Source organism: Cupriavidus sp. U2, assembly GCF_009663685.2.
Lineage (GTDB): Bacteria > Pseudomonadota > Gammaproteobacteria > Burkholderiales > Burkholderiaceae > Cupriavidus > Cupriavidus necator_C.
The window spans coordinates 21,993-42,589 of record NZ_RCOG02000001.1 but is presented as its reverse complement, the minus strand read 5'-3'; the positions used below and the strand labels follow the sequence as shown (position 1 = coordinate 42,589).

At 66.6% G+C, this 20,597-nt stretch carries 18 protein-coding genes, 1 other RNA gene and 1 riboswitch; of the genes, 11 read left to right on the top strand and 8 right to left on the bottom strand.

Features of this window, described 5'->3' with window-relative positions:
* The first annotated feature begins 153 nt into the window (after positions 1-153).
* From D9X30_RS00195 to D9X30_RS00185, 3 genes are read left to right on the top strand one after another with little or no spacing between them, the layout of a single operon-like run.
* Positions 154-1,686 carry a leucyl aminopeptidase gene (locus D9X30_RS00195; protein WP_153947387.1) on the top strand — a complete coding sequence of 511 codons (1,533 nt, stop codon included), beginning with the start codon at positions 154-156 and terminating at the stop codon, positions 1,684-1,686.
* Positions 1,687-1,710: 24 nt separating this feature from the next.
* Positions 1,711-2,145 carry a DNA polymerase III subunit chi gene (locus D9X30_RS00190; protein WP_153947388.1) on the top strand — a complete coding sequence of 145 codons (435 nt, stop codon included), beginning with the start codon at positions 1,711-1,713 and terminating at the stop codon, positions 2,143-2,145.
* A complete protein-coding gene (locus D9X30_RS00185; protein ID WP_153947389.1) occupies positions 2,142-2,669 on the top strand; it encodes a hypothetical protein in 528 nt (175 codons plus the stop codon). The genes D9X30_RS00190 and D9X30_RS00185 overlap by 4 nt, the downstream gene beginning before the upstream one ends.
* A 264-nt stretch (positions 2,670-2,933) precedes the next feature.
* Here the strand turns inward: D9X30_RS00185 and ilvD are convergent, their stop codons facing one another.
* Positions 2,934-4,607 carry a dihydroxy-acid dehydratase gene (gene ilvD, locus D9X30_RS00180; RefSeq protein ID WP_153947390.1) on the bottom strand — a complete coding sequence of 558 codons (1,674 nt, stop codon included), beginning with the start codon at positions 4,605-4,607 and terminating at the stop codon, positions 2,934-2,936.
* A 163-nt stretch (positions 4,608-4,770) separates the two neighbouring features.
* Here ilvD and D9X30_RS00175 point away from each other — a divergent pair, with 163 nt between their 5' ends.
* Together D9X30_RS00175 and lgt are read left to right on the top strand one after the other, a co-directional pair.
* Positions 4,771-5,715, top strand: coding sequence for a LysR family transcriptional regulator (locus D9X30_RS00175; protein WP_153947391.1), 945 nt, complete (start codon positions 4,771-4,773; stop codon positions 5,713-5,715).
* 52 nt (positions 5,716-5,767) lie between these two features.
* On the top strand, positions 5,768-6,586 hold the full coding sequence (lgt, locus tag D9X30_RS00170; RefSeq protein WP_153947392.1) for a prolipoprotein diacylglyceryl transferase: 819 nt from the start codon (positions 5,768-5,770) through the stop codon (positions 6,584-6,586).
* Positions 6,587-6,645: 59 nt separating this feature from the next.
* Here the strand turns inward: lgt and D9X30_RS00165 are convergent, their stop codons facing one another.
* Together D9X30_RS00165 and D9X30_RS00160 are read right to left on the bottom strand one after the other, a co-directional pair.
* The gene (locus D9X30_RS00165) at positions 6,646-7,686 is read right to left on the bottom strand and encodes a M48 family metallopeptidase (protein WP_153947393.1); all 1,041 of its coding nucleotides are present in this window, start codon (positions 7,684-7,686) and stop codon (positions 6,646-6,648) included.
* Positions 7,687-7,704: 18 nt separating this feature from the next.
* Positions 7,705-8,778 (bottom strand): YjgN family protein, encoded by a 1,074-nt coding sequence (locus tag D9X30_RS00160; protein ID WP_153947394.1) that lies wholly within the window; start codon positions 8,776-8,778, stop codon positions 7,705-7,707.
* 788 nt (positions 8,779-9,566) lie between these two features.
* On the opposite strand from D9X30_RS00160, the gene D9X30_RS00155 reads away from it, so the two are divergent.
* The 5 genes from D9X30_RS00155 (at position 9,567) to D9X30_RS00135 (ending at position 15,339) form a co-directional block, all read left to right on the top strand.
* Complete coding sequence (locus D9X30_RS00155) at positions 9,567-10,274, top strand: GntR family transcriptional regulator (protein ID WP_153947439.1); 708 nt, start codon at positions 9,567-9,569, stop codon at positions 10,272-10,274.
* A gap of 52 nt (positions 10,275-10,326) precedes the next feature.
* On the top strand, positions 10,327-11,775 hold the full coding sequence (locus D9X30_RS00150) for a malonyl-CoA decarboxylase domain-containing protein (RefSeq protein WP_153947395.1): 1,449 nt from the start codon (positions 10,327-10,329) through the stop codon (positions 11,773-11,775).
* Positions 11,776-11,881: 106 nt separating this feature from the next.
* On the top strand, positions 11,882-12,889 hold the full coding sequence (locus tag D9X30_RS00145) for a Bug family tripartite tricarboxylate transporter substrate binding protein (RefSeq protein ID WP_153947396.1): 1,008 nt from the start codon (positions 11,882-11,884) through the stop codon (positions 12,887-12,889).
* Positions 12,889-13,698, top strand: a complete 810-nt coding sequence (locus D9X30_RS00140; protein WP_153947397.1) for an enoyl-CoA hydratase/isomerase family protein — start codon at positions 12,889-12,891, stop codon at positions 13,696-13,698. The genes D9X30_RS00145 and D9X30_RS00140 overlap by 1 nt, the downstream gene beginning before the upstream one ends.
* 87 nt (positions 13,699-13,785) lie before the next feature.
* Positions 13,786-15,339, top strand: coding sequence for a malonate--CoA ligase (locus D9X30_RS00135; RefSeq protein WP_153947398.1), 1,554 nt, complete (start codon positions 13,786-13,788; stop codon positions 15,337-15,339).
* Between the two features lie 72 nt (positions 15,340-15,411).
* On the opposite strand, the gene D9X30_RS00130 is transcribed toward D9X30_RS00135, so the two are convergent.
* From D9X30_RS00130 to D9X30_RS00110, 5 genes are all read right to left on the bottom strand, one after another.
* Positions 15,412-16,110 carry an SIMPL domain-containing protein gene (locus tag D9X30_RS00130; RefSeq protein WP_153947399.1) on the bottom strand — a complete coding sequence of 233 codons (699 nt, stop codon included), beginning with the start codon at positions 16,108-16,110 and terminating at the stop codon, positions 15,412-15,414.
* Between the two features lie 157 nt (positions 16,111-16,267).
* On the bottom strand, positions 16,268-16,741 hold the full coding sequence (locus tag D9X30_RS00125) for an EVE domain-containing protein (protein WP_153947400.1): 474 nt from the start codon (positions 16,739-16,741) through the stop codon (positions 16,268-16,270).
* 76 nt (positions 16,742-16,817) lie between these two features.
* Positions 16,818-17,036, bottom strand: a non-coding RNA gene (gene ssrS, locus D9X30_RS00120) — 6S RNA.
* 328 nt (positions 17,037-17,364) lie between these two features.
* Positions 17,365-17,688, bottom strand: a complete 324-nt coding sequence (locus D9X30_RS00115) for a cell division protein ZapA (protein WP_153947401.1) — start codon at positions 17,686-17,688, stop codon at positions 17,365-17,367.
* Entirely contained in the window at positions 17,685-18,008 is a 324-nt protein-coding gene (locus D9X30_RS00110; protein WP_101680841.1) for a hypothetical protein, read from the bottom strand. Before D9X30_RS00110 ends, D9X30_RS00115 begins: the two co-directional genes overlap by 4 nt.
* Positions 18,009-18,213: 205 nt before the next feature.
* A riboswitch (cobalamin riboswitch) is annotated at positions 18,214-18,517 on the top strand.
* A gap of 76 nt (positions 18,518-18,593) precedes the next feature.
* Between D9X30_RS00110 and D9X30_RS00105 the strand changes: the two genes are divergently transcribed.
* The gene (locus D9X30_RS00105; protein WP_153947402.1) at positions 18,594-20,594 is read left to right on the top strand and encodes a TonB-dependent receptor plug domain-containing protein; all 2,001 of its coding nucleotides are present in this window, start codon (positions 18,594-18,596) and stop codon (positions 20,592-20,594) included.
* Positions 20,595-20,597 lie beyond the last annotated feature (3 nt).

Genomic DNA, 20,597 nt, shown 5'->3' with positions numbered 1-20,597 from the left:
TCCGGCTTCCGGCCGGCGCGGGCGATATGCCGGGGGCCGAGGGACTGGCAGGACCGCGGGCTGTCAGCTTGCAGGATCGGCGGCGGCAGATCGCGGATGAAAATCGCGGATAATGGGGGCTTTCTTTTCGACGAGCCCCTGGAAGGAAGCGCGATGGAATTTAGCACAAAAGCCCTGGATCTGAGCAAAGCCGGCCAAAATGGTTTCCTGGCCACCAAGACCGACTGCCTGGTGGTAGGCCTGTTCGAGGGCCAGAATCTTGCCGGTGTGGGCAAGGCGTTGGACGTGGCCACCAAGGGGCTGGTGGCGCGCCTGGTCAAGCAGGGCGATTTCGAGGGCAAGCGCGGCAGCCATCTGATGTTGCACGAAGTGGCCGGCATCGGCGCGGCCCGCGTGCTGCTGGTGGGCCTGGGCAAGGAAGTCGAATTTACCGACAAGGCCTTTGCCGAGGCCGTGCGCACGGCCATGCGTGCGCTGGGCGGCACGCGTGCCGCATCGGCACTGTGGTGCCTGGCACAACAGGTGCCGCAGCAGCGCGACGTGGCCTGGGCCGTGATCACCACGATCAGCATCGTGCGCGAAGCCGGCTATCGCCTGCTGGAGCGCCACCCCGAACTCAAGCGCGCGGCCAAGGGCGCCGGCGCGGCCGACAAGCCCACGCTGCGCAAGATCGTGCTGGCCGTGGACGGGGCCGATGCCAAGGCCGCCACCCAGGCCGTGGTGCGCGGCACGGCCATCGCCAACGGCATGGAACTGACCCGCGACCTCGGCAACCTGCCGTCGAACATCTGCACGCCGACCTACCTGGCCAACACCGCCCGCGGCATCGCCAAGAAGCACAAGCTCAAGGTGGAAATCCTGGGCCGCAAGCAGATCGAGGCGCTGAACATGGGCGCCTTCCTGGCCGTGACCAAGGGCAGCGTGGAGCCGCCGCAGTTCATCGTGCTGCGCTATGACGGCGCCAGCGCCAAGGCCGCGCCGGTGGTGCTGGTGGGCAAGGGCATCACGTTCGACACCGGCGGCATCTCGCTGAAGCCGGGCGAGGGCATGGACGAAATGAAGTACGACATGTGCGGCGCCGCGTCGGTGCTGGGCACCATCCAGGCCGTGGCCGAGATGGGCCTGAAGCTGAACGTGATCGCCGTGGTGCCCACCTGCGAGAACATGCCGGCCGGCAATGCCACCAAGCCGGGCGACGTGGTGGTCAGCATGTCGGGCCAGACCATCGAGATCCTGAACACGGACGCCGAAGGCCGCCTGATCCTGTGCGACGCGCTGACCTATGTGGAGCGTTTCAAGCCGGCCGCCGTGGTGGACGTGGCTACGCTGACCGGCGCCTGCATCATTGCGCTGGGCCATGTGAACAGCGGCCTGTACGCGCGCAGCGACGTGCTGGCCGACCAGCTGCTGAACGCCGGCCGCAAGGCCATGGACACCGCCTGGCGCCTGCCGCTGGACGATGACTACCAGGACCAGCTCAAGTCGAACTTTGCCGACATGGCCAATATCGGCGGCCGCCCGGCTGGCAGCGTCACGGCGGCGTGCTTCCTGGCGCGTTACACCGAGAAGTACGACTGGGCCCACCTCGATATCGCAGGCACCGCCTGGAAGAGCGGCGCGGCCAAGGGGGCGACGGGCCGTCCGGTGCCCCTGCTGACGCAGTTCCTGATGGACCGTGCCGGGTAACCGGCCAATCGAAGGCAGCACAGGATGACGCGCATCGACTTCCACAGCAACGTGCCGGATACGCTGGCCTACGTCTGCCGCCTGGTCCGCAAGGCCTATGGGGCAGGGCAGAAGGTGGTGGTGTTCGGCGCCCCGCAGCAGCTGGCGCAGCTTGACGCGCGGCTGTGGTCGTTCTCGCCGCTCGACTTCCTGCCGCATTGCGGGCTGGACAGCCCCAATGCGGCGGTGACGCCGATCATCCTGGCCGCCACGCTGGATCAGGTGCCGCACCATCAGCTGCTGGTGAATATCGCGCCGGAAGCCCCGGCGCAGTTCGCCAGCTTCGAGCGGATGATCGAGGTGGTGGGCGCCACCCCCGACGCCCGCGACGCCGGCCGTGATCGCTATCGTTTCTATCGTGAGCGCGGGTATCCGCTCACGCACCATGACATCGGGCAGGCCAAAGGAGAATCGGCATGAGCGAACGCACGACATCGCGGGTGATTCCGCGGCTGGGGCCCAATGACAGCGTGCCGTTGCTGACCGAGATCGTCGAATTGCCAGACGCGGCGTTCGAGGCGCCCACGCAGCCGCTGGATCAGCCGGCGTTGCAGCCAATGGCCGCACGGCCCGGCGCCACGGTCATCGATACCGCCGACATGCCCGAGTCTGGCGTGGTCACGGCAGTCGGCGACACCGATTCGCTGGCCGACGCCGCCACGGCTGCGGACACGCAGCCGCCGATGGTGGACGCTGCGGCCTTCCTGCCCGGCGAGGACGACCTGCGCGCCGTGCGCACCGAACTGCTGACGCGCGTGATGATGCGCTTCCGGACCGAATGGCCGCAGGTGGTGGAAGCCCATACCGAGGCCACGCTGCAGTCGCGCCTGGCGCCGCTAACGGCCCAGTTGGCCAGCGAACTGACGCAGGCGCTGGAGGCCCGCCTGGTGGAGTGGCTCGACGCCACGCTGGAAGAGATCGAACGCGACCCGGGCGGGATGTAGACGGTTTTCTCCCCTCTCCCAATAGAGGTCGAACGGGACCCGGGCGGGATGTAGACGGTTTTCTCCCCCTCTCCCAATGGAGGTCGAACGGGACCCGGGCGGGGATGTAGACGGTTTTCTCCCCTCTCCCATTGATGGGAGAGGGGCGGGGGAGAGGGCGGGCGGTTCAATACACGACAAGTCGCAATTTGAACCGCTATGCCCTCTCCCCCAGCCCCTCTCCCGCCGTGCGGGAGAGGGGAGCGGGTCAGCGGTATTTCAGCCTCAGTCCGTCACCGCGCCCTTGCTGGCCGTCGATGCCAGTTTCGAGAACTTCGCCAGCACCCCGCGGGTATAGCGCGGCGCCGGCTGCTTCCACGCGGCACGCCGCCTGGCCAGTTCGTCGTCCGGCACATTCAGCTGCAACACCAGCTGGTGCGCGTCGATCGTGATCGAATCGCCTTCCTGCACCAGCGCGATGGTGCCGCCGACGTAGGCTTCCGGTGCCACGTGGCCGACCACCATGCCCCAGGTGCCGCCGGAAAAGCGGCCGTCGGTAATAAATCCCACCGATTCGCCCAGCCCCTTGCCGATGATGGCCGAAGTGGGCGCCAGCATTTCCGGCATGCCCGGGCCGCCCTTGGGGCCCAGGTAGCGCAACACAAGGACATCGCCGGCATTGATCTTGTCGCCCAGGATGGCCTCCATCGCGCTCTGTTCGTCCTCGAACACGCGTGCCGGGCCGGTGATGACCGGGTTCTTGAGCCCGGTGATCTTGGCCACGGCGCCTTCCTCGGCCAGGTTGCCCTTCAGGATGGCCAGGTGGCCCTGCTTGTAGAGCGCGCGATCGAGCGGCATGATCACGTCCTGGTCGGCGCGCGGGTGGTCGGGTACGTGCTCCAGTTCCTCGGCCAGCGTGCGGCCCGTGATGGTCAGGCAGTCGCCATGCAGCAGCCCCGCGTTCAGCAGGATTTTCATGACCTGCGGAATGCCGCCGGCCCGATGCAGGTCGGTGGCCACGTAGTCGCCCGACGGCTTCAGGTTGCAGATCACCGGCACGCGGCGGCGGATGCGCTCGAAATCGTCGATGGTCCATTCCACTTCGGCCGAGTGGGCGATGGCCAGGTAGTGCAGCACGGCGTTGGTGGACCCGCCGGTGGCCATGATCAGCGTGACGGCGTTTTCGATCGACTTGCGCGTGATGATGTCGCGCGGCTTGATGTCCTTCTTGACCGCCTCCACCAGCACACGGGCCGATTCGGCGGCGCTGTCGACCTTTTCCTGGTCCGGGTTGGCCATGGTGGACGAATACAGCAGCGACATGCCCAGCGCCTCGAACGACGAACTCATCGTGTTGGCCGTGTACATCCCGCCGCACGAGCCGGTGCTCGGGCAGGCGTTCTTTTCCACGCCCTCGAAGTCTTCCTGGCTCATGCGGCCGGCCGTGAACTCGCCCACGGCCTCGAACGACGACACGATGGTCAGGTCCTTGCCCTTCCAGTTGCCCGGCTTGATGGTGCCGCCGTACACGTATATGCCCGGCACGTTGGTGCGCGCCAGCGCGATCATGCCGCCCGGCATGTTCTTGTCGCAGCCGCCGATCACGACCACGCCGTCCATCCACTGGCCCTGCGCCGCGGTTTCGATGCAGTCAGCGATCACTTCGCGCGAGATCAGCGAATACTTCATGCCTTCGGTGCCCATCGACATGCCGTCTGAGATGGTGGGCGTGCCGAAGATCTGCGGATTCGCGCCCGACGCACGCACGGCTTCCACGGCGGCATCGGCCAGGCGCTGCAGGCCGGCATTGCACGGGGTAATCGTCGAATGGCCATTGGCGATGCCCACCATCGGCTTGTCGAAGTCTTCCTTCTTGTAGCCGAGCGCGTAGTACATCGAGCGGTTGGGGGAGCGCGCCACGCCTTGCGTGATGTGCTGGGAGCGTTTGTTGAAGGCCATGAAGTCTCTCCGGGGGATGCCGGGCCCGCGCTCGATACGCCGCTGCGCCGGCCGTGTTCTTGGTGTGGTGCCGGCAAGCATGCGCTTGGCGTTTTAGCGTGTCAAATATATTATTCGAGCGTTATTGGGTCGAAAAACATATCAACCGGAAAGGACAGCGCCGTTGGATCTACGCCAGTTGCGTTACTTCGTCACAGTGGCCGAAGAGTTGCATTTCGGGCGGGCGGCCCGTCGCCTGGCCATGACGCAGCCGCCGCTGTCTCAACAGATCCAGGCGCTGGAGGAAGAGATCGGCGTGCAATTGTTCGTGCGCACGCGGCGGTCGGTGATGCTGACGCCGGCGGGCCAGCAGTGGCTGCCCGAGGTGCGGCGCGTGCTGGCCGACGCCGGGGCGCTGCCGGGGCTTGCCCAGCGGCTGGCCCGCGGCGAGGTGGGGTCGCTGGCGCTGGCCTTTGTCAGCACGGCCGATTACGGCATCCTGCCTGAGCTGCTGCGGCATTTCCGCGCGCAACACCCGGACGTGCAGCTGCAACTGCGCGAAGCCACCAGCGATGTCCAGTTCGAGGCCCTGGCCGAAGGCACGATCGACGCCGGGCTGGTCATCCGCCCGCAACTGCCCGTGATGCCGCATGGCCTGTCCTACCTGCCGCTGGTGCGCGAGCCGCTGGTGCTGGCCGTGCCCGATGGATGGCGGCCCGCCGGCCGCGCCACGGTGCCGCAGGCGGTGGCGCTGCGCGATGCCGCGCGCGAGCCACTGGTCATCTTCCCGCGCCGAAGTGCGCCAGCGTTTTATGACATCATTACGGGCTACTATGCGCGCGACGGCCTGACGCCGGTGATTGCCCAGGAGGCCATCCAGATGCAGACGATCGTGAGCCTGGTCTCGGCCGGCATGGGCGTGGCGCTGGTGCCCGCGTCGCTGCGCAACCTGCGGCGCACGGGCGTGTCCTACCTGACCTTGCTCGACGCCGGCCCGGAGATCGAGACCGGCCTGGCCTGGCGCGAGGGCGCGGCCGGGGTGGCACCGGTGCTGCGGTCGTTCATCGACATCGCCTCCGGGCTGGCCGGCGCCATCGGGCTGACGCATGACCATGGCATAACGACATAGAACATCGCGCAGCACGCCGCGCTCCAACTTACCGCTACTCTCCCGCTACTCCATGCTCGTTCATCCGCAATTCGATCCGGTTGCCATCCACCTGGGGCCGCTGGCCATCCGCTGGTACGGACTGATGTACCTGGCCGGCTTCATCATGTTCCTGTGGTTCGGCCGGCTGCGTATCAGGCAGCCCCATGTCGCGGCGCGCGGCTGGGTGGCGCGCGATCTCGACGACATGCTGTTCTACGGCGTGCTGGGCGTGATCCTGGGCGGCCGCCTCGGCTATGTGCTGTTCTACAAGCCGAGCTACTACCTGACCCACCCGCTGGAGATCTTCAAGGTATGGGAAGGCGGCATGGCCTTCCACGGCGGATTCCTGGGCGTGCTGGTGGCGATGTGGGTGTTTGCCAAGGTGCGGCGCCGCCACTGGATGGAAGTGACCGACTTCATCGCGCCGCTGATCCCGTGCGGGCTGGCCGCCGGCCGCATCGGCAACTTCATCAACGGTGAACTGTGGGGGCGTGCCACCGACCTGCCCTGGGGCATGATCTTTCCGCAGGCTGGCGACAACATTCCGCGTCATCCGTCGCAGCTGTACCAGTTTGCCGGCGAAGGCGTGGCGCTGTTCATCATCCTGTGGCTGTTCGCGCGCAAGCCCCGGCCGATGGGCGCCGTGTCGGGCGTGTTCCTGATCGGCTATGGCACGTTCCGCTTCCTGGCCGAGTTCACGCGCGAGCCGGACAGCTTCCTGGGCCTGCTGGCGCTGAAGCTGTCGATGGGCCAGTGGCTGAGCCTGCCGATGATCCTGGTCGGCGTGCTGATGGTGGTGTGGGCGTATCGCCGCCAGGCCAACGGCGCGGCGGCCGGGGCGGCGCGTTAGGCTGGCTGTCTCCCTGATCCTGCTCCCCTCTCCCGCACGCGGGAGAGGGGCGCACAAAACTACCGCGCATTCCGGATCGTGTCGATCCGTTCCCTGGTCAGCGGGTGCGTCGAAAAGAACCCCGCCTCCTCATCGTCCCCGGCTTCCTTGCCGCCCCGCTTGCCTGGCTTGCCGCGCCGGCCGTGGGCGTCTTCGAGCTGCTGTAGCGCGTCGGCCAGCGCCGACGGCGGCAGCCGGTTTTCCCGCAGGACTTCCACCGCAAACGCATCGGCCTCGCGCTCGTGATCGCGCGAGTAGCGCATGGCCAGCATCGCCGTGGGCACCGTGGCCAGCAGCGACGACACGTCGCCCAGGAAGTACGCGGTCAATGCGCCCACCGCCGACGCCTGGAACACCTGCTGCAGCCCGTGGCGTTGCGTGACGTGGCCGGCCTCGTGCGCCAGCACGCCCATCATGGCCGGGCCGGTGCCCAGCAGCTTCACCAGTTCGTCGGTCACGACGATGGTGCCGCCGGGCAAGGCCAGCGCATTGGCGCCGATGCGGCCGCCGTGGCGGAACAGGATCTGGTAGTCGTGGCCGGGATCGGCTGGCCGGCGCAGCGCCGCGAAGTTGTCGCGGATGCGTTGCTGGTCGGCGGCCGGCAGCGTGCTCGGCTTGACGATGCCCTGGTCCAGGCTGTCCAGCGTGGTGCGGCCCAGTTGCGCTTCGAGCGATGCCGGTATCGTGCGTGCAACCAGAACCGCGGACCACGGCAGCAGGTAGAAGTACGAGACCGCCACGAACAGCACCAGCCCCAGCATCGACAGCCCGACCAGGCGCCAGCTGTTCTGCGCGCGCGACACCCAGCCTTCCCGATGGCCGGTGGCGGCCAGCATGGCGTCAAAGCCGGCGTGGTCGGTGATCTCGCAGTACGCCCCGTCGTCGAACGTCACCAGACGCGGGCCGCGCCGGATGCGTTCGGAGACGCGCAACGACGCCAGCGGCGCGCGGCGCAGTTCGTCGCCGCCGGCATCCTGCAGCACGGCGTGGCCGTCCCGGACGTGCAGCACGACCGGGTGCGCGCGCGACGTACGGCCATCGAAGTATTGCGCGGCAATCATGGTGGCCCGCTCCTTCGCTTACAGCGCGATGTCGATGTCGTACCAGTCCGCCGCGGCATCGCCCAGCGCGCCCACGTGCTGCTTTTCGCCGACCACGAACGCGTCGAGCGCGCCCACGGCGACCATCGTCATCGATTCGACGCGATAGCGCACCGACCGGACGCGCGCGAACGGGTAGAACAGCCCCAGCGTCAGCGCCGTGAGGATCAGGTTCGTGAGCGAGATCAGAAACAGGTTGCGGGCCTTGACGTCGCTGCGGAAGTGGTGGGGCGCCAGGGTGGTGTGATTCCACACCGCATTCTGCAGCCTGGCCTGAAAGAACGGGCCGATCAGCAGGAAACCCGCATACATCGCCAGCGCCATCAGCATGACCACCAGGACAAAGCCCGCCTTGCCGCCCGCCGCGGCTGCCAGCGCACCCCCGGCAAGGCCGCCCGCCACCAGGCACAGCAGCACCACACCGGCCGTGACCAGGTAGACGCGGTAAAAATCGCCGGCCGTGCCGTCGAAGGCGAATTGCGCGGTCCCGAAGCGCGTGTTGTTGTGCTGGTAGCGTTTGAGGCGCTGGTGAGCCATCGGCGCCAGCAGCCACAGCGTCAGGCCGGTCAGCAGCGGCCACAGCAGGAAGACCGTATAGCCGTCGCGGTCGGTGCCCGTGAACGCGAACCGCAGGCCCCGATAGCTGGAATTGGCCATGCGGAAGCGCAGCGACCGCACCAGCAGGAGCGGAAACACCACGGCCAGCGCAAGCGCCAGCACCGCGCCCAGCGCCGGCGAGAATTCGAGGACCAGCTGATACACCGCAAACAGGCCGAAGACGATGCCACGTCCCTTGAGGATCGCCTTGGCATTGCCGTGGTAGTCGAAGGTGGCCCCGTCCAGTTGCGTGCTGCGGTAGAAATATTGCTGCGTGCGCACCTTGGCCCATGCGGAATAAATGCCCAGCGTGACAATGGTCAGCAGCGTGTTGACGATCCAGATCCGAAAATACTCGGACCCCGACCCGGTAAATGCAAATTTCAGGTGGCGCGGCACATGGCGGTCCGGCGCGACGACGTCGGCCTTCCGCCCGTCTTGATCTTCCCAGTTCATTGAATCGACCTCTCCAGTTGTTACGGGGCGCTTTTTTTTGGTGGCTGGCGCCTGTTTCAGGTTTGCAACCAGTTGGCACGTGGCTTTCGTGCGCGTTTCAGCACATTCTCTCACCCGCTTGTATCGCTGTGGCTACAAATGCTTGGGGCGCCTCGCGTTCGCTACGAGGGCGAGGGTAACTGGGCCGTAACGACAAAGAAACATCCTGTTACATCATCGGCCGACTGTCACAAGTCGTGTTTTGTCCTCCCCAATGAAATCAATGACTTAGGGCTGGTGGCACGGTCCTCGCTATGCAGCCTGTTACAAGATCGCTCGGGACACGCCATGTACGGCCCGACACGGCCCGAAGGGGAGGGTGCGCACGACCATGCGCCGGCGCCGTGGCAACGACAAAAAGCCGAACGGGAAAAGGCACGGGAACCATCCGCACTCCACGACGAGTGCTTTAACGGGGTAGGCGCGGGGCCAGCGCCGGCAAATGAATCTGACCCGCAAGCGTCCGGCATATCTCGCGCCCGGCGCCCAAGTCGAAGACCAAAGCGGTTCTTTCATGCGCGGGCAATCTTTCTGCAGGGAGGCAGGAGGATTGCCCGCCGCACCTCTCTATTTCCCGAAGTTTCCGATCCGCCACGCTTGCTGCCCCGCAGCATCGAAACCGCTTGCGGTCGCCGCCACAATCCATAATTATGAATTATTGCGGCGTAATCGCCTCTCGCGACGCCGCATCGGCATGGCATGTTCCCGTGTGGTTTCACCCCTCATCGCGAACGCAGGGAGGAGGCATGATGCGAATCGTCAGGCAGGCGCTGTACCTGGAGGTGGCAGACCGCCTGCGCGCGATGATCGACGATCGCACGCTGGTGCCCGGTGCCTGGATCGACGAGGTGGCGCTGGCGGCGTCGCTGGGCACGTCGCGCACGCCGCTGCGCGAGGCGCTGAAGGTGCTGGCCGCCGAAGGGCTGGTCCGGCTGGAGCCACGGCGCGGCTGCTTCGTCAACGCGCTGACCGAGCAGGACCTGGACGACATCTTCCCGCTGATGGCGCTGCTGGAAGGGCGTTGCGCCTACGAGGCCGCGCGCAATGCCACGCAGGCCGATCTTGCCGCGCTCGAAGGCCTGCACGCCGACCTGGCGCGCTACGCGCAGGCTGGCGATATCGATGCCTACTACGAAACCAACTACCAGATCCATGAAGCGATCCAGCGGCTGGCGGGCAATCGCTGGCTGTCGGGCGTGGTCAGCGACCTGCGCACGGTGCTGCGCCTGTCGCGCCACAAGAGCCTGCGGCTGCCGGGGCGCATTCACGAGTCGTGTGCCGAACACCTGTCGGTGTTCTCGGCATTGAAGGCCCACGACCCCGAAGGGGCCGAGGCATTGATGAAGACCCACGTGTTGCGCCAGCGCGGCGCATTGCGGATGCTCGACGCGGCCGAGCACACCCCTGCAGCCGCCGCCCCGCCGGCCGCGCCGCTGCGCCTGGCCGGGCAGGGCTGACGCCCGACCGGCCCGGCTTGCCCATCCTCCACCGACCTCGCAGGACACGACCATGACTGCCCTCGATCCCGCCGACCCACTGAAAGTCAGTGCTCCGCTCGATGCCAGCGAGCCCGTCAGCGACTCGCTGTTCTCGCGCTTTGGGCGCTGGTGGAACCGCAAGGACGACGCGCCCAGGCCCGCCGCGACGGACGCGCCGGACCCGGCGCAGCAGACGCTGTCCACGCGCGCCGTCAAACGCCAGCGCGAACAGCTGCGCCAGTGCTTCGAGGCGCGCCTGACCGACGGCGCCGCCAATGCCGCCGCACTGGCCTGGCAGGACGAATACCAGGCGGCGGCCGAGCCGCTGCGCCAGGCCATGCTGGGCGTGCTGGCCGACGTGGCGGCCGGGCGCGATACGCCGGGCGGCGCGTCCGGCAGCGGGCCGGCAGGCGCATCGGCGGGCGCGGCGTCGGGGCTGTCGCAGGCCCTGTCGAATGCGCGCATCCGCTTCTTCAAGCGCATTGCCGCGCATCACGGCAAGCGCGGCGACAGCGCCTGCGGCCTGCACTTCCTGATCCAGTTGCGTTCGGACATGTTGCGCTGGCAGAAGCGCATTCCCGGCCTGCGGGCGCTGGACGAAGACCTGGAGGCGCTGTTCTCGAACTGGTTCGACGTGGGCCTGCTCGAACTGCAGCCGATCACCTGGGATTCGCCGGCGTCGCTGCTCGAAAAGCTGATCCGCTATGAAGCCGTCCACGAAATCTCGTCGTGGAACGACCTGCGCAACCGGCTCGATTCGGACCGCCGCTGCTATGCGTTCTTCCATCCGCGCATTCCGCGCGAGCCGCTGATCTTCGTGGAAGTGGCGTTCGTGCCCGAGATGGCCGCCAACGTCCAGACGCTGCTGGACGAGGCCGCGCCGCTGGAAGATCTGCGCCGAGTGAAATGGGCCATCTTCTATTCGATCTCGAACACGCAGACTGGCCTGCGCGGCGTCAGCTTCGGCAATTTCCTGCTCAAGCGCGTGATCGAGGAACTGCAGCGCGAATTCCCGAAGCTCAAGCAGTTCGCCACGCTCTCGCCAATTCCGGGCTTTGCCGACTGGCTGCGCAAGCAGGACGGCGAGTCGGTTGCACGCATCCTGGGTGACAAGCGGGTGTCGCGCTGGCGCGAACGGCATGGCGAGACGCCGGCCGATGGCGCTGCCTGGTTTGCCGCGCTGCCGGCGGACGCGCAGGACCCTGTCATCCGCGATACGGCGCTGGCGCTGGTAGCGCACTACCTGGTGCGCCAGGGCGGCAAGGGCGTGCCGGCCGATCCGGTGGCGCGCTTCCACCTGGGTAACGGGGCATGTGTCGAGCGCGTGAACTGGGGCGCCGACCTGTCGCGAAAAGGCCGCGCACAGTCATGCGGGGTGATGGTGAATTATCTTTACGTGCCCGAGGCGCTGGATGACAATCTGGCTCGCCTTGGCGATGGCAACCCCCGCGTCAGCCGCGCGGTGGCCAAGCTGCTGTAGCCCTCGGGTCGGGCGCGGACGCCAGGCAGGTTTCTTGTCGGGTGGGTGGCAGTAGGCAGTACTTCGATTGACTTTCCACGCAGTGAGTAGAGAGAGGAGACAGTACATGAGTCGTCAGCGCAAACTGACCGCGTTCGCACGCGTCTTTGCAATCGCCGGCCTGGTGGCCGGCACCGGGGCCAGCCTCCATGCGCCGGCCGCGCAGGCCGCGGACCCCTGGCCGAACAAGCCCGTCACGGTGATCGTGCCGTTCCCGGCCGGCGGCGGCACCGACGCGTTCGCGCGGCCGTTGACCGCGCAGCTTTCCAAGCAGCTGGGCAAGCAGTTCGTGATCGACAACCGCGGCGGCGCGGGCGGCACGGTGGGCGCCAGCCTGGCGGCCAAGGCCGCGCCGGACGGCTACACGGTCTTCATCGGCGGTGCGCACCACGCCATCGCGCCGTCGTTCTACAAGAAGCTCGACTACGACATCGAGAAGGATTTCGTGCCGATCACGGTGATCGCGCAGCCGCCGCAGGTGATCGTGGTGAATCCGTCGAAGGTGCAGGCCAACACGTTGAAGGATCTGATCGCCTATGCCAAGGCGCATCCGGGCCAGCTCAACTATGCATCGGCCGGTAACGGCTCGGCGCACCATCTGGCAGGCGAGCTGTTCAAGCTGCAGACCCAGACCGATCTGGCGCATGTGCCATACAAGGGAGCCGGTCCGGCGCTGTCCGACCTGATCGCCGGCCAGGTGGACCTGATGTTCGACGGCCTCGGCTCATCGGCGCAACATATTCGCGCCGGCCGTATCAAGGCCCTGGCCGTGGCGTCGAAGACGCGCTCGGCGGCGTTCCCGAACGTGCCGACGGCAGCCGAGGCGGGCGTGCCGAACTACGAGGTGTCCACCTGGTACGCGCTGTGGGCGCCCAAGGGCACGCCGAAGGAGATCGTCGACAAGCTCTACGCCGAAACCACCAAGGCGCTGAACAGCCCCGAAATGAAGGCCATCTGGCTGCAGAACGGTTCGGACATCCCGCAGTTCACGCAGGAACAGTTCGCGCAGTTCCAGCGCGCCGAGATCAAGCGATGGGCCGAGGTGGTGCAGCGTTCGGGCGCCAAGATCGACTGATGGGCGGCACCGTCACGTTCGCCCGCGATGGCCAGGTGGTCACCGTCACGCTGTCGCATCCGGGCAAGCTCAACGCGATATCGGCCGGCATGTGGCAGGCGCTGGCCACCGGGTTTGACGCGCTGGCGGCCGAGGTGGCCAGCGCGGCCGACCCGGCGGCCCGTCCGCCGCGCTGCGTGGTCGTGCGCGGCGCCGACGGCAACTTCGCCGCCGGGGCCGACATCGCCGAATTCCCCGTGGTGCGGGGCGACGCGGCCGCGGTGCGCCGCTATCACACGGCCATCATCGCGCCGGCGTTGCGGGCCATCGCCGAATGTCCATTGCCGACGCTGGCGGCCATCGAAGGCGTCTGCGTGGGCGGCGGGCTGGAAATCGCGTGCAACTGTGACCTGCGCGTCGCTGCGGCGGGCAGCCGCTTCGGCGTGCCGATCAACCGGCTGGGGTTTCCGATGGCGCCCGGCGAACTGCAGGGCCTGCTGGCCCTGGCAGGGCGCGCGGTAACGCTGGAAATCCTGCTCGAAGGCCGCGTGTTCGACGCCGCCGAGGCGGCCGCCAAGGGGCTGCTGACGCGCGTCGTGCCCGAGGCGGCCCTGCACGACGAGGTGGCCGCCACGGTGCAGCGTCTCTGCGCCGGGGCGCCGCTGGCCGCGCGCATCAACAAGGCAACCATCCGCCGCCTGGCGCCGGCGCCGGCGCCGCTGACCGCCGCGGAACTGGACGCCCACTTCGCCTATGCCGGCAGCCGCGACCACGCCGAGGGCGTGGCCGCCTTCCTGGCACACCGGCCTCCGGATTTCACCGGGGAGTAATATGTCGGCCGGCCGGCTATCATGGCCGGCTGCCTCGGCGCATTCGCCTGCCATCCCCGGGCATGCCATTCCCTTTTGCTCAGTACCATGAACGCCAATCTGTTCGCCCTGTTCGAATCCCGTTTTCCTGCCGACCGCAGCGCCTGCTGCATCGAAACGCATGACGGCCTGTACTACACGTGGGACGACCTGGACCGCGCCACGGCCAAGCTTGCCAACCTGCTGACCGCGCTGAAGCTGCCAGCCGGCGCGCGCGTGGCCGTGCAGGTGGAAAAGTCGCCGGAGGCGCTGTTCCTGTACCTGGCCACGCTGCGGGCCGGCTATGTGTACCTGCCGCTGAACACCGCGTACCAGGAAGCCGAAATCGATTATTTCGTCGGCAATGCCGAGCCGGCGGTGGTGGTTTGCAGCAGCAGCAACTTCGGCTGGGTGTCGAAGGTGGCGTTTGCGCACAACACGGCGCACGTGTTCACACTGGACGACAACCGTACCGGGTCGCTGCTGCAGCGCGCGGCGGCACAGCCGGATACGTTCGAGACCGTGCCGCGCGCGGACGACGATCTGGCGGCCATCCTGTACACATCGGGCACCACCGGCCGCAGCAAGGGCGCGATGCTGACGCATCGCAACCTGGCCTCGAACGCGCTGACGCTGAACGAATACTGGGGCTGGCGCAGCGACGACGTGCTGCTGCACATGCTGCCGATCTTCCACGTCCACGGGCTGTTCGTGGCGTCGCACGGCGCACTGCTGGCCGGTGCCAAGATGATCTGGGCGCCCAAACTGGACATGGGCCAGATCCTGAAATTCATCCCGCGCTGCACGGTGATGATGGGCGTGCCGACCTACTACGTGCGCATGGTGCAGGAGTCGCGTTTCGACAAGGATCTCTGCAAGAACATGCGCCTGTTCGTGTCGGGGTCGGCGCCGCTGCTGCTGGAAACGTTCGACGCCTTCCGCGAGCGTACCGGCCATACTATCCTGGAACGCTACGGCATGAGCGAAACCGTGATGCTGGTCTCGAACCCGTACGACACCGCGCTCGGTGAACGTATCGGCGGCACCGTGGGCATGCCGCTGCCGGGCGTCTCGGTGCGCGTGATGGACGGCGAGGGCAACCTGTGCCCGCCGGGCGTGATCGGCAATGTTCAGGTTCAGGGCCCCAACGTATTCAAGGGCTACTGGCGCATGCCGGAAAAGACCGCCGAGGAATTCACCGCCGATGGCTGGTTCAAGACCGGCGACGTGGGCCGCTTCGGGGGCGCCATCGTCAGCCAGGCTGGCGAGCGCAAGGTGCCGGACAACTACCTGACCATCGTCGGCCGCAGCAAGGATCTGATCATCTCTGGCGGCTACAACGTCTACCCGAAGGAAATCGAGAGCTTTATCGACGAGATGCCCGGCGTGGTGGAATCGGCCGTGATCGGCGTGCCCCATGCCGATTTTGGCGAGGCCGTGGTGGCCGTGGTGGTGCGCAAGCCCGGCGCGGATATCGACGAGGCGGGCATGATCGGCACGCTCAAGGGCCGCATCGCCAACTTCAAGGTGCCCAAGCGCGTGCACGTGGTCGACGAACTGCCACGCAACACGATGGGCAAGGTACAGAAGAACGTGCTGCGCCAGCAGTTCGCGGCGCTGTAATCCGAAGCCATCCGAGAAAAAGCCCCGCCCCATGAAAATGGGAGCGGGGCTTTTTCTTTGTTGCGTTGTCGCTTACTTCACCATCTGCACGGACCCGTTGACCGACACGGTCACCTGGGTCTTGCCGCCTTCCACCGGAATCGGCGTGCCGGCATCGGCTGACATGGCCTTGGCCGCGTACATGCGCGGCACCGGCGGCATCACGCCGCCCGACTCATTGACCGAGACTTCGCGGATCGTGAAGCTGCTGAAGCCGAACAGCTTGGTCGTGGCCTGCGCCTTGTCGCGGAATGCCGCCACGGCCTGGTCGGCCAGTTTCTGCTCGGCGGCGCGGCGGGCCTCGCGCGACAGCGAGAATCCGACGTTCTGCACCTGCATGTGGTTGGCCAGTTCGCCGGCCAGCTTCGACACGGCGGCGAAGTCCTTGGACTTGAGGATGATCTCCGAACGGCCGCGCCACGTGCTGATCTTGCCGTTGCGGTCGGTATTCGGATGAATCGTGAAGCCGCCGGATTGCGCTTCCACGCCCGACACGCGCTTGGCTTGCGTCAGTGCCGCCTGGGTGCGCGACGACAGCGCGTTCGAAATGGCGGAAGGCTCGGGGCCTTCCTGCTCGGTGGCCAGGACCAGCGTGACCACGTCGGTCGGCACCTCGGTCACGGCTTCGGCGGACAACGACAGCACGCCCGAAGGCTGCGGCACGGCAACGGTCTGGGCCGAGGCCACGGCGGCGGCAGTGCCCAGCAGCGAGGCGACCAGCAATTTCTTCATATTGTTCTCCGATCAATGTGATGGCTATCAGATGCGAAGCCTCGCATTTCGTTCCATGCGGGCCCCTGCATGAAAGCTCTAACGGCCGGGCGGCCGGATCGGGGTTAAGGCGGGCAAAAAAAAATGCGGCGCGGCCAGAAGACTGCAGCCGCAGATGCTACTTCATCAGCTTTTCGGTGATGAAGCGCCATTCGGCCGGCGTGACGGGCGTGATCGACAGCCGGTTGCCCTTGCGCAGCACGACCATGTCGGCCAGCGCGTCATGCTCGCGCAATGCCGGCAGCGGGATCAGCGCGCTCTTCTTGACGAAGCGCACGTCCACCAGCGACCAGCGGGGCTCCTCCTGCCGGGATGCCTTGTCGTAGTAGTCGCTCTTGGGGTCGAACTGCGTGGGATCGGGATAGGGCTGCGAGCAGACCTCGGCAAGGCCGGCGATGCCGGGTTCGGGACACGACGAGTGATAGAACAGCACGCCGTCGCCGATGCGCATCTGGTCGCGCATGAAGTTGCGCGCCTGGTAGTTGCGCACGCCGGTCCATGGCAGCGTGCCTTCACGGGCCAGATCGTCGATGCTGGCTTCATCCGGTTCGGACTTCATCAGCCAGTACTGGCGGGCGCGCGCGTCGGGCATGGATCCGTGACAGGTCAGGCGTTGAAATGAAAAAGGCGGTGGTTCGTTGAAACCACCGCCTCTTCACCACTTGAAGGGGGTCCCCGCCTCGGCCGCTGGGTCGGCATCCTGAACCCAAGTGAGGTTCAGAGTGGCTGCGGAAGTCGTATTTCGGGTACATCGCCCACTCAGGGAGTCCGGACCGAAGCCAGGACTATGAATGCGGTAACGCGCTCGCCCACACGACATGATCCCGCACCATGCAATGCATATCGGTTCAAGGAGTTTATGACCCTCACGAACCAGGCAGGGAAACTGTCAAACGTCTGACTTGAGTTCCTGTGCGTGCAACACGCTTGGGATGTCAGACGTTTGCCGTTTCAAACTAGGATGGGATGGAAACGGCGGCCAGGCCCGATAACCCGACCATCCAACTGCGTCGGTCAGTCTCGCCGCGCAGTGGCTCCACTATACACCGCGACGTCAGTGATACCAAGCCGGATACGTCGGGACGTTACATTTTCCACAACAACCGGCATATCCATGCACATCATGCGGCCGGGCGCGGCATCGGCTTCACATGGACGACATATCTGGCCGACGCTGCGCAATTCAAGTGTTGCCGTCAGGGTTTTTTTGGCGGCTCAGCGCGTGCCCACGTGCGCGTACTGGCGCAGCGCCTCGTCGGCGCGGTCGTTCAGTTCGCGAATGCGCGCGCGCACCGCGTCCACCGGAATCGTGCCGTCCTCTTCCTGCTTGCGGCGCATGGCCAGCAGGTCCGACGCAATGCTGATGGCCGCCATCACGGCCACGCGCTCCACGCCCTTGGCCGACACGCTGCCCTTGAGCTTGTTCATCTTGTCGTCGACCAGCGCCGCGGCTTCCAGCAGCGCGGCCTCGTTCTCCGGCGAGATCGCGAAACGGTAGGGCTGGCCTGCGATGTTCAGTTCCACTTGCTTGTTGCTCATGCGTGTTCTCCGGGGGCTTGCTGCGAACCTTCCGATGCGGCGCGGGACTGGCCGTCGCCGAGCAGGTCGAGCTGGCGCGCGTCGCTGGCGGTGGGCAGCTTGTCGAGGATGGACTGGATGCGCAGTTGCGCCTCCTCGATCTTGATGTTGAGCAGCTCGCGGTCGGCCGCCATGGCTTCGCGGTCCGCGCGCAACGTGCTCGCCTCGGCCTGCAGGCGGTCGATCTCCGCGCGCAGCCGCTGGTTTTCCGCCGCCAGGGTGTCCGCATGATGCAGCACGCGCCCGATCTTGGCGGCCAGTTGTTCGAGTTCGTTGAGCATAGTGCCTGTCGTGTCCGGTAGGAGTAAGGGTCAGGTTTGGGGATTCTAGCCGATGCACACGCGGGGGCTACCGTCAATGCGACCGGTGAGACTTTGCTGCCGCACGGAAGTTGCACCGATCTGCGGCGAACGGCGCGATTTCGCGTGTCAATCACGGATATCGGCAACTTGACCCCTCGCATTGACGCCAACTTTGAAACTCCCTACACTCGCGCACGTTCCAGGTGCTCGCGGCCGCCTTACGCAGGGGCTGCAGTTCAACGGGAAACAGGGAGCCGGGTACCGCCCGCCAGCCCGGCGCGACGTCGATCGGCCAGGCTGGACGCGAGCGGGGCAGGCCAACCTGTGCTGCCCCCGCAACGGTAAGCGACCGCGAACACGCCAAGCGTCGTTCGCAGGGCGGGCCAAGGCCACTGATACGGACTCGCCGGAAGTTGCGGGGAGCCCATCGGGAAGGCGGCCTGCCTGATGTCGTCAGCCCGGATACCGGCCTGAAGAACGCGGGCGTCCGCACCCCATGCGGCACGCCCATTCGCCATCAGGTCCGCGGGGGAACGGGCCCGGCCGTTCTCATCCATCCTGCTCATGCGTTCCACGCCATCCAGGTCGACCGTCGCGGTGAAGCCGCCGGTTGGCCCGTCCGTGCCCGCCATCATGGCGGCCGTTGCCGTTCTTTGCGCGTCCCATATCCCGGCGTTTGCCCAGGAGGCCCCCGCCGAGGCGGCGCCCGTCGCGCCTGCCGCACCCGCCGAAGCCACATCCCCCGCACCCGCCGCACAGCCGGCGGCGGCCCAGCCCCAGTCGCTGGCACCCGTTGTGGTCACCGCCTCGCGCACCGCGCAGCGTGTGACCGAGGCGCTGCCGCACACCACGGTGGTGACCCAGGAGGACATCGTCGATTCGCAGGCGCCCGACCTGCGCTCGCTGCTGCGCGGCCAGGCCGGTGTCGAATTCGCCGCCAATGGCGGCATGGGCGCCAATACGTCGCTGTTCATGCGCGGCGCCAATTCGAACCAGGTGCTGATCCTCATCGATGGCGTGCGCGTGGCCGGCGTCAGCGGCGGTACGGCCCAGCTGGCGAACATCCTGCCCGACCAGATCGACCATATCGAGGTGGTACGCGGCAACGTGTCTGCGCTGTACGGATCGGACGCCATCGGCGGCGTGGTGCAGATCTTCACCAAGAATGGCGCCGGCCAGGCCCCCGCGGCCAATGCGCAGGTGGAGTACGGCAGCAACAACACGCGCCAGGGCACCGTCGGCTACGGCGGCCAGATTGGCGATACGTCGTTCAACCTGACCAGCTCGATCTTCAAGACCGACGGTTTTTCGTCGATCAACTATAACCAGTGGGCCGCCGCGAATGCCGCGGCAGTCCGGCGCGGCAACGGGCCGAACCCCGGCGACAACCCGTACGAGAACAAGAGCGTGTCGGGCCAGATCCGCCACAAGTTCACGTCCGACTGGGATGCCGGCTTCGCCGCGTACTACTCGAAGAGCGACCTGTCGTACGACAGCACCAGCGGCAAGCCGACCGACGATTTCCGCATGAACAGCGAGCTCTACACGCTGTCGGCGTTCGTCAATGGCAAGGTGACCTCGGCGTGGACCACGCACTTCAAGATCGCGCAGAGCGAAGACCGCAGCGAAGGCACGAAGAACGGCCTGTTCGACAGCCTGTTCAGTACGCGTAACCGCCAGTTCAACTGGCAGAACGAATACGCGCTGACGCCCGACCACAAGCTGCTGTTCGGCACCGACTGGCTGCAGCAGACGCTGGCGTCCAGCGCGTACAACGCGCCGTCGCGCAACGTGTTTTCGGTGTACGGCGGCTATGAAGGCCGGATTGGCCGGAACCAGCTGCAGCTGAACGCCCGCAACGACCACTATTCCGACTTCGGCAACCAGGGCAGCTTCTTTGCTGGCTATGGCTTCAACGTGACCGATCAGGTCAAGCTGATCGCCAACGTCAGCAATGCGTTCCGCGCGCCGACCTTCAACGAGCTGTATTACCCGGGCTTCGGCCAGCCGAACCTGCAGCCCGAACGCGCCAAGTCCGCCGAGGCAGGCGTGCAGGTCGACACGGCCAGCGCCGGCCTGCTGCGCGTGACCGCTTTCGAAACCCGCTATGACGACCTGATCGTGTCGACCGCAGTGGGCAGCGGCGTGTTCCTGGCACAGAATGTCAACAAGGCCAAGGTGCAGGGCATCGAGGCCTCGTGGCGCGCCACGATCTGGGGTACCGACCTGGGCGCCGCCGTGACCTTCCAGAATCCCGTGGACCAGAGCAGCAACACCCAGCTACTGCGCCGGGCGCGGCGGCATGCGTCGTTCGACGTGGGCCGCAACTTCGGCAACTGGCGCTTTGGCGGCGAATGGCTGCTGTCGTCGGAGCGGCTCGACAACAGCGCGCGCGTCCTGGGCGGATACGGTATCGTCAACCTCAATGCCCGCTACAACATCGACAAGCAATGGTTCGTGGCTGCCCGTGTGGAAAACCTGTTCGACAAGAACTACCAGCTTGCCTGGCCCTACAACACGCAGGGCCGCGCCGGGTTCATCACGCTCGGCTGGCGCCAGAAGTAGGGC

Excerpts from the sequence above, each read along its gene's own strand:
- D9X30_RS00165 (WP_153947393.1), bottom strand. The coding sequence starts at position 7,686 with ATGATTGCCGCGCAATACTTCGATGGCCGTACGTCGCGCGCGCACCCG.
- D9X30_RS00110 (WP_101680841.1), bottom strand. The coding sequence starts at position 18,008 with ATGCTCAACGAACTCGAACAACTGGCCGCCAAGATCGGGCGCGTGCTG.
- D9X30_RS00140 (WP_153947397.1), top strand. The coding sequence starts at position 12,889 with ATGGGCGGCACCGTCACGTTCGCCCGCGATGGCCAGGTGGTCACCGTC.
- lgt (WP_153947392.1), top strand. The coding sequence starts at position 5,768 with ATGCTCGTTCATCCGCAATTCGATCCGGTTGCCATCCACCTGGGGCCG.
- D9X30_RS00185 (WP_153947389.1), top strand. The coding sequence starts at position 2,142 with ATGAGCGAACGCACGACATCGCGGGTGATTCCGCGGCTGGGGCCCAAT.
- D9X30_RS00195 (WP_153947387.1), top strand. The coding sequence starts at position 154 with ATGGAATTTAGCACAAAAGCCCTGGATCTGAGCAAAGCCGGCCAAAAT.
- D9X30_RS00125 (WP_153947400.1), bottom strand. The coding sequence starts at position 16,741 with ATGCCCGACGCGCGCGCCCGCCAGTACTGGCTGATGAAGTCCGAACCG.
- D9X30_RS00155 (WP_153947439.1), top strand. The coding sequence starts at position 9,567 with ATGCGAATCGTCAGGCAGGCGCTGTACCTGGAGGTGGCAGACCGCCTG.
- D9X30_RS00105 (WP_153947402.1), top strand. The coding sequence starts at position 18,594 with ATGCGTTCCACGCCATCCAGGTCGACCGTCGCGGTGAAGCCGCCGGTT.
- D9X30_RS00130 (WP_153947399.1), bottom strand. The coding sequence starts at position 16,110 with ATGAAGAAATTGCTGGTCGCCTCGCTGCTGGGCACTGCCGCCGCCGTG.
- D9X30_RS00150 (WP_153947395.1), top strand. The coding sequence starts at position 10,327 with ATGACTGCCCTCGATCCCGCCGACCCACTGAAAGTCAGTGCTCCGCTC.
- D9X30_RS00190 (WP_153947388.1), top strand. The coding sequence starts at position 1,711 with ATGACGCGCATCGACTTCCACAGCAACGTGCCGGATACGCTGGCCTAC.
- D9X30_RS00160 (WP_153947394.1), bottom strand. The coding sequence starts at position 8,778 with ATGAACTGGGAAGATCAAGACGGGCGGAAGGCCGACGTCGTCGCGCCG.
- D9X30_RS00135 (WP_153947398.1), top strand. The coding sequence starts at position 13,786 with ATGAACGCCAATCTGTTCGCCCTGTTCGAATCCCGTTTTCCTGCCGAC.
- D9X30_RS00145 (WP_153947396.1), top strand. The coding sequence starts at position 11,882 with ATGAGTCGTCAGCGCAAACTGACCGCGTTCGCACGCGTCTTTGCAATC.
- D9X30_RS00115 (WP_153947401.1), bottom strand. The coding sequence starts at position 17,688 with ATGAGCAACAAGCAAGTGGAACTGAACATCGCAGGCCAGCCCTACCGT.
- ilvD (WP_153947390.1), bottom strand. The coding sequence starts at position 4,607 with ATGGCCTTCAACAAACGCTCCCAGCACATCACGCAAGGCGTGGCGCGC.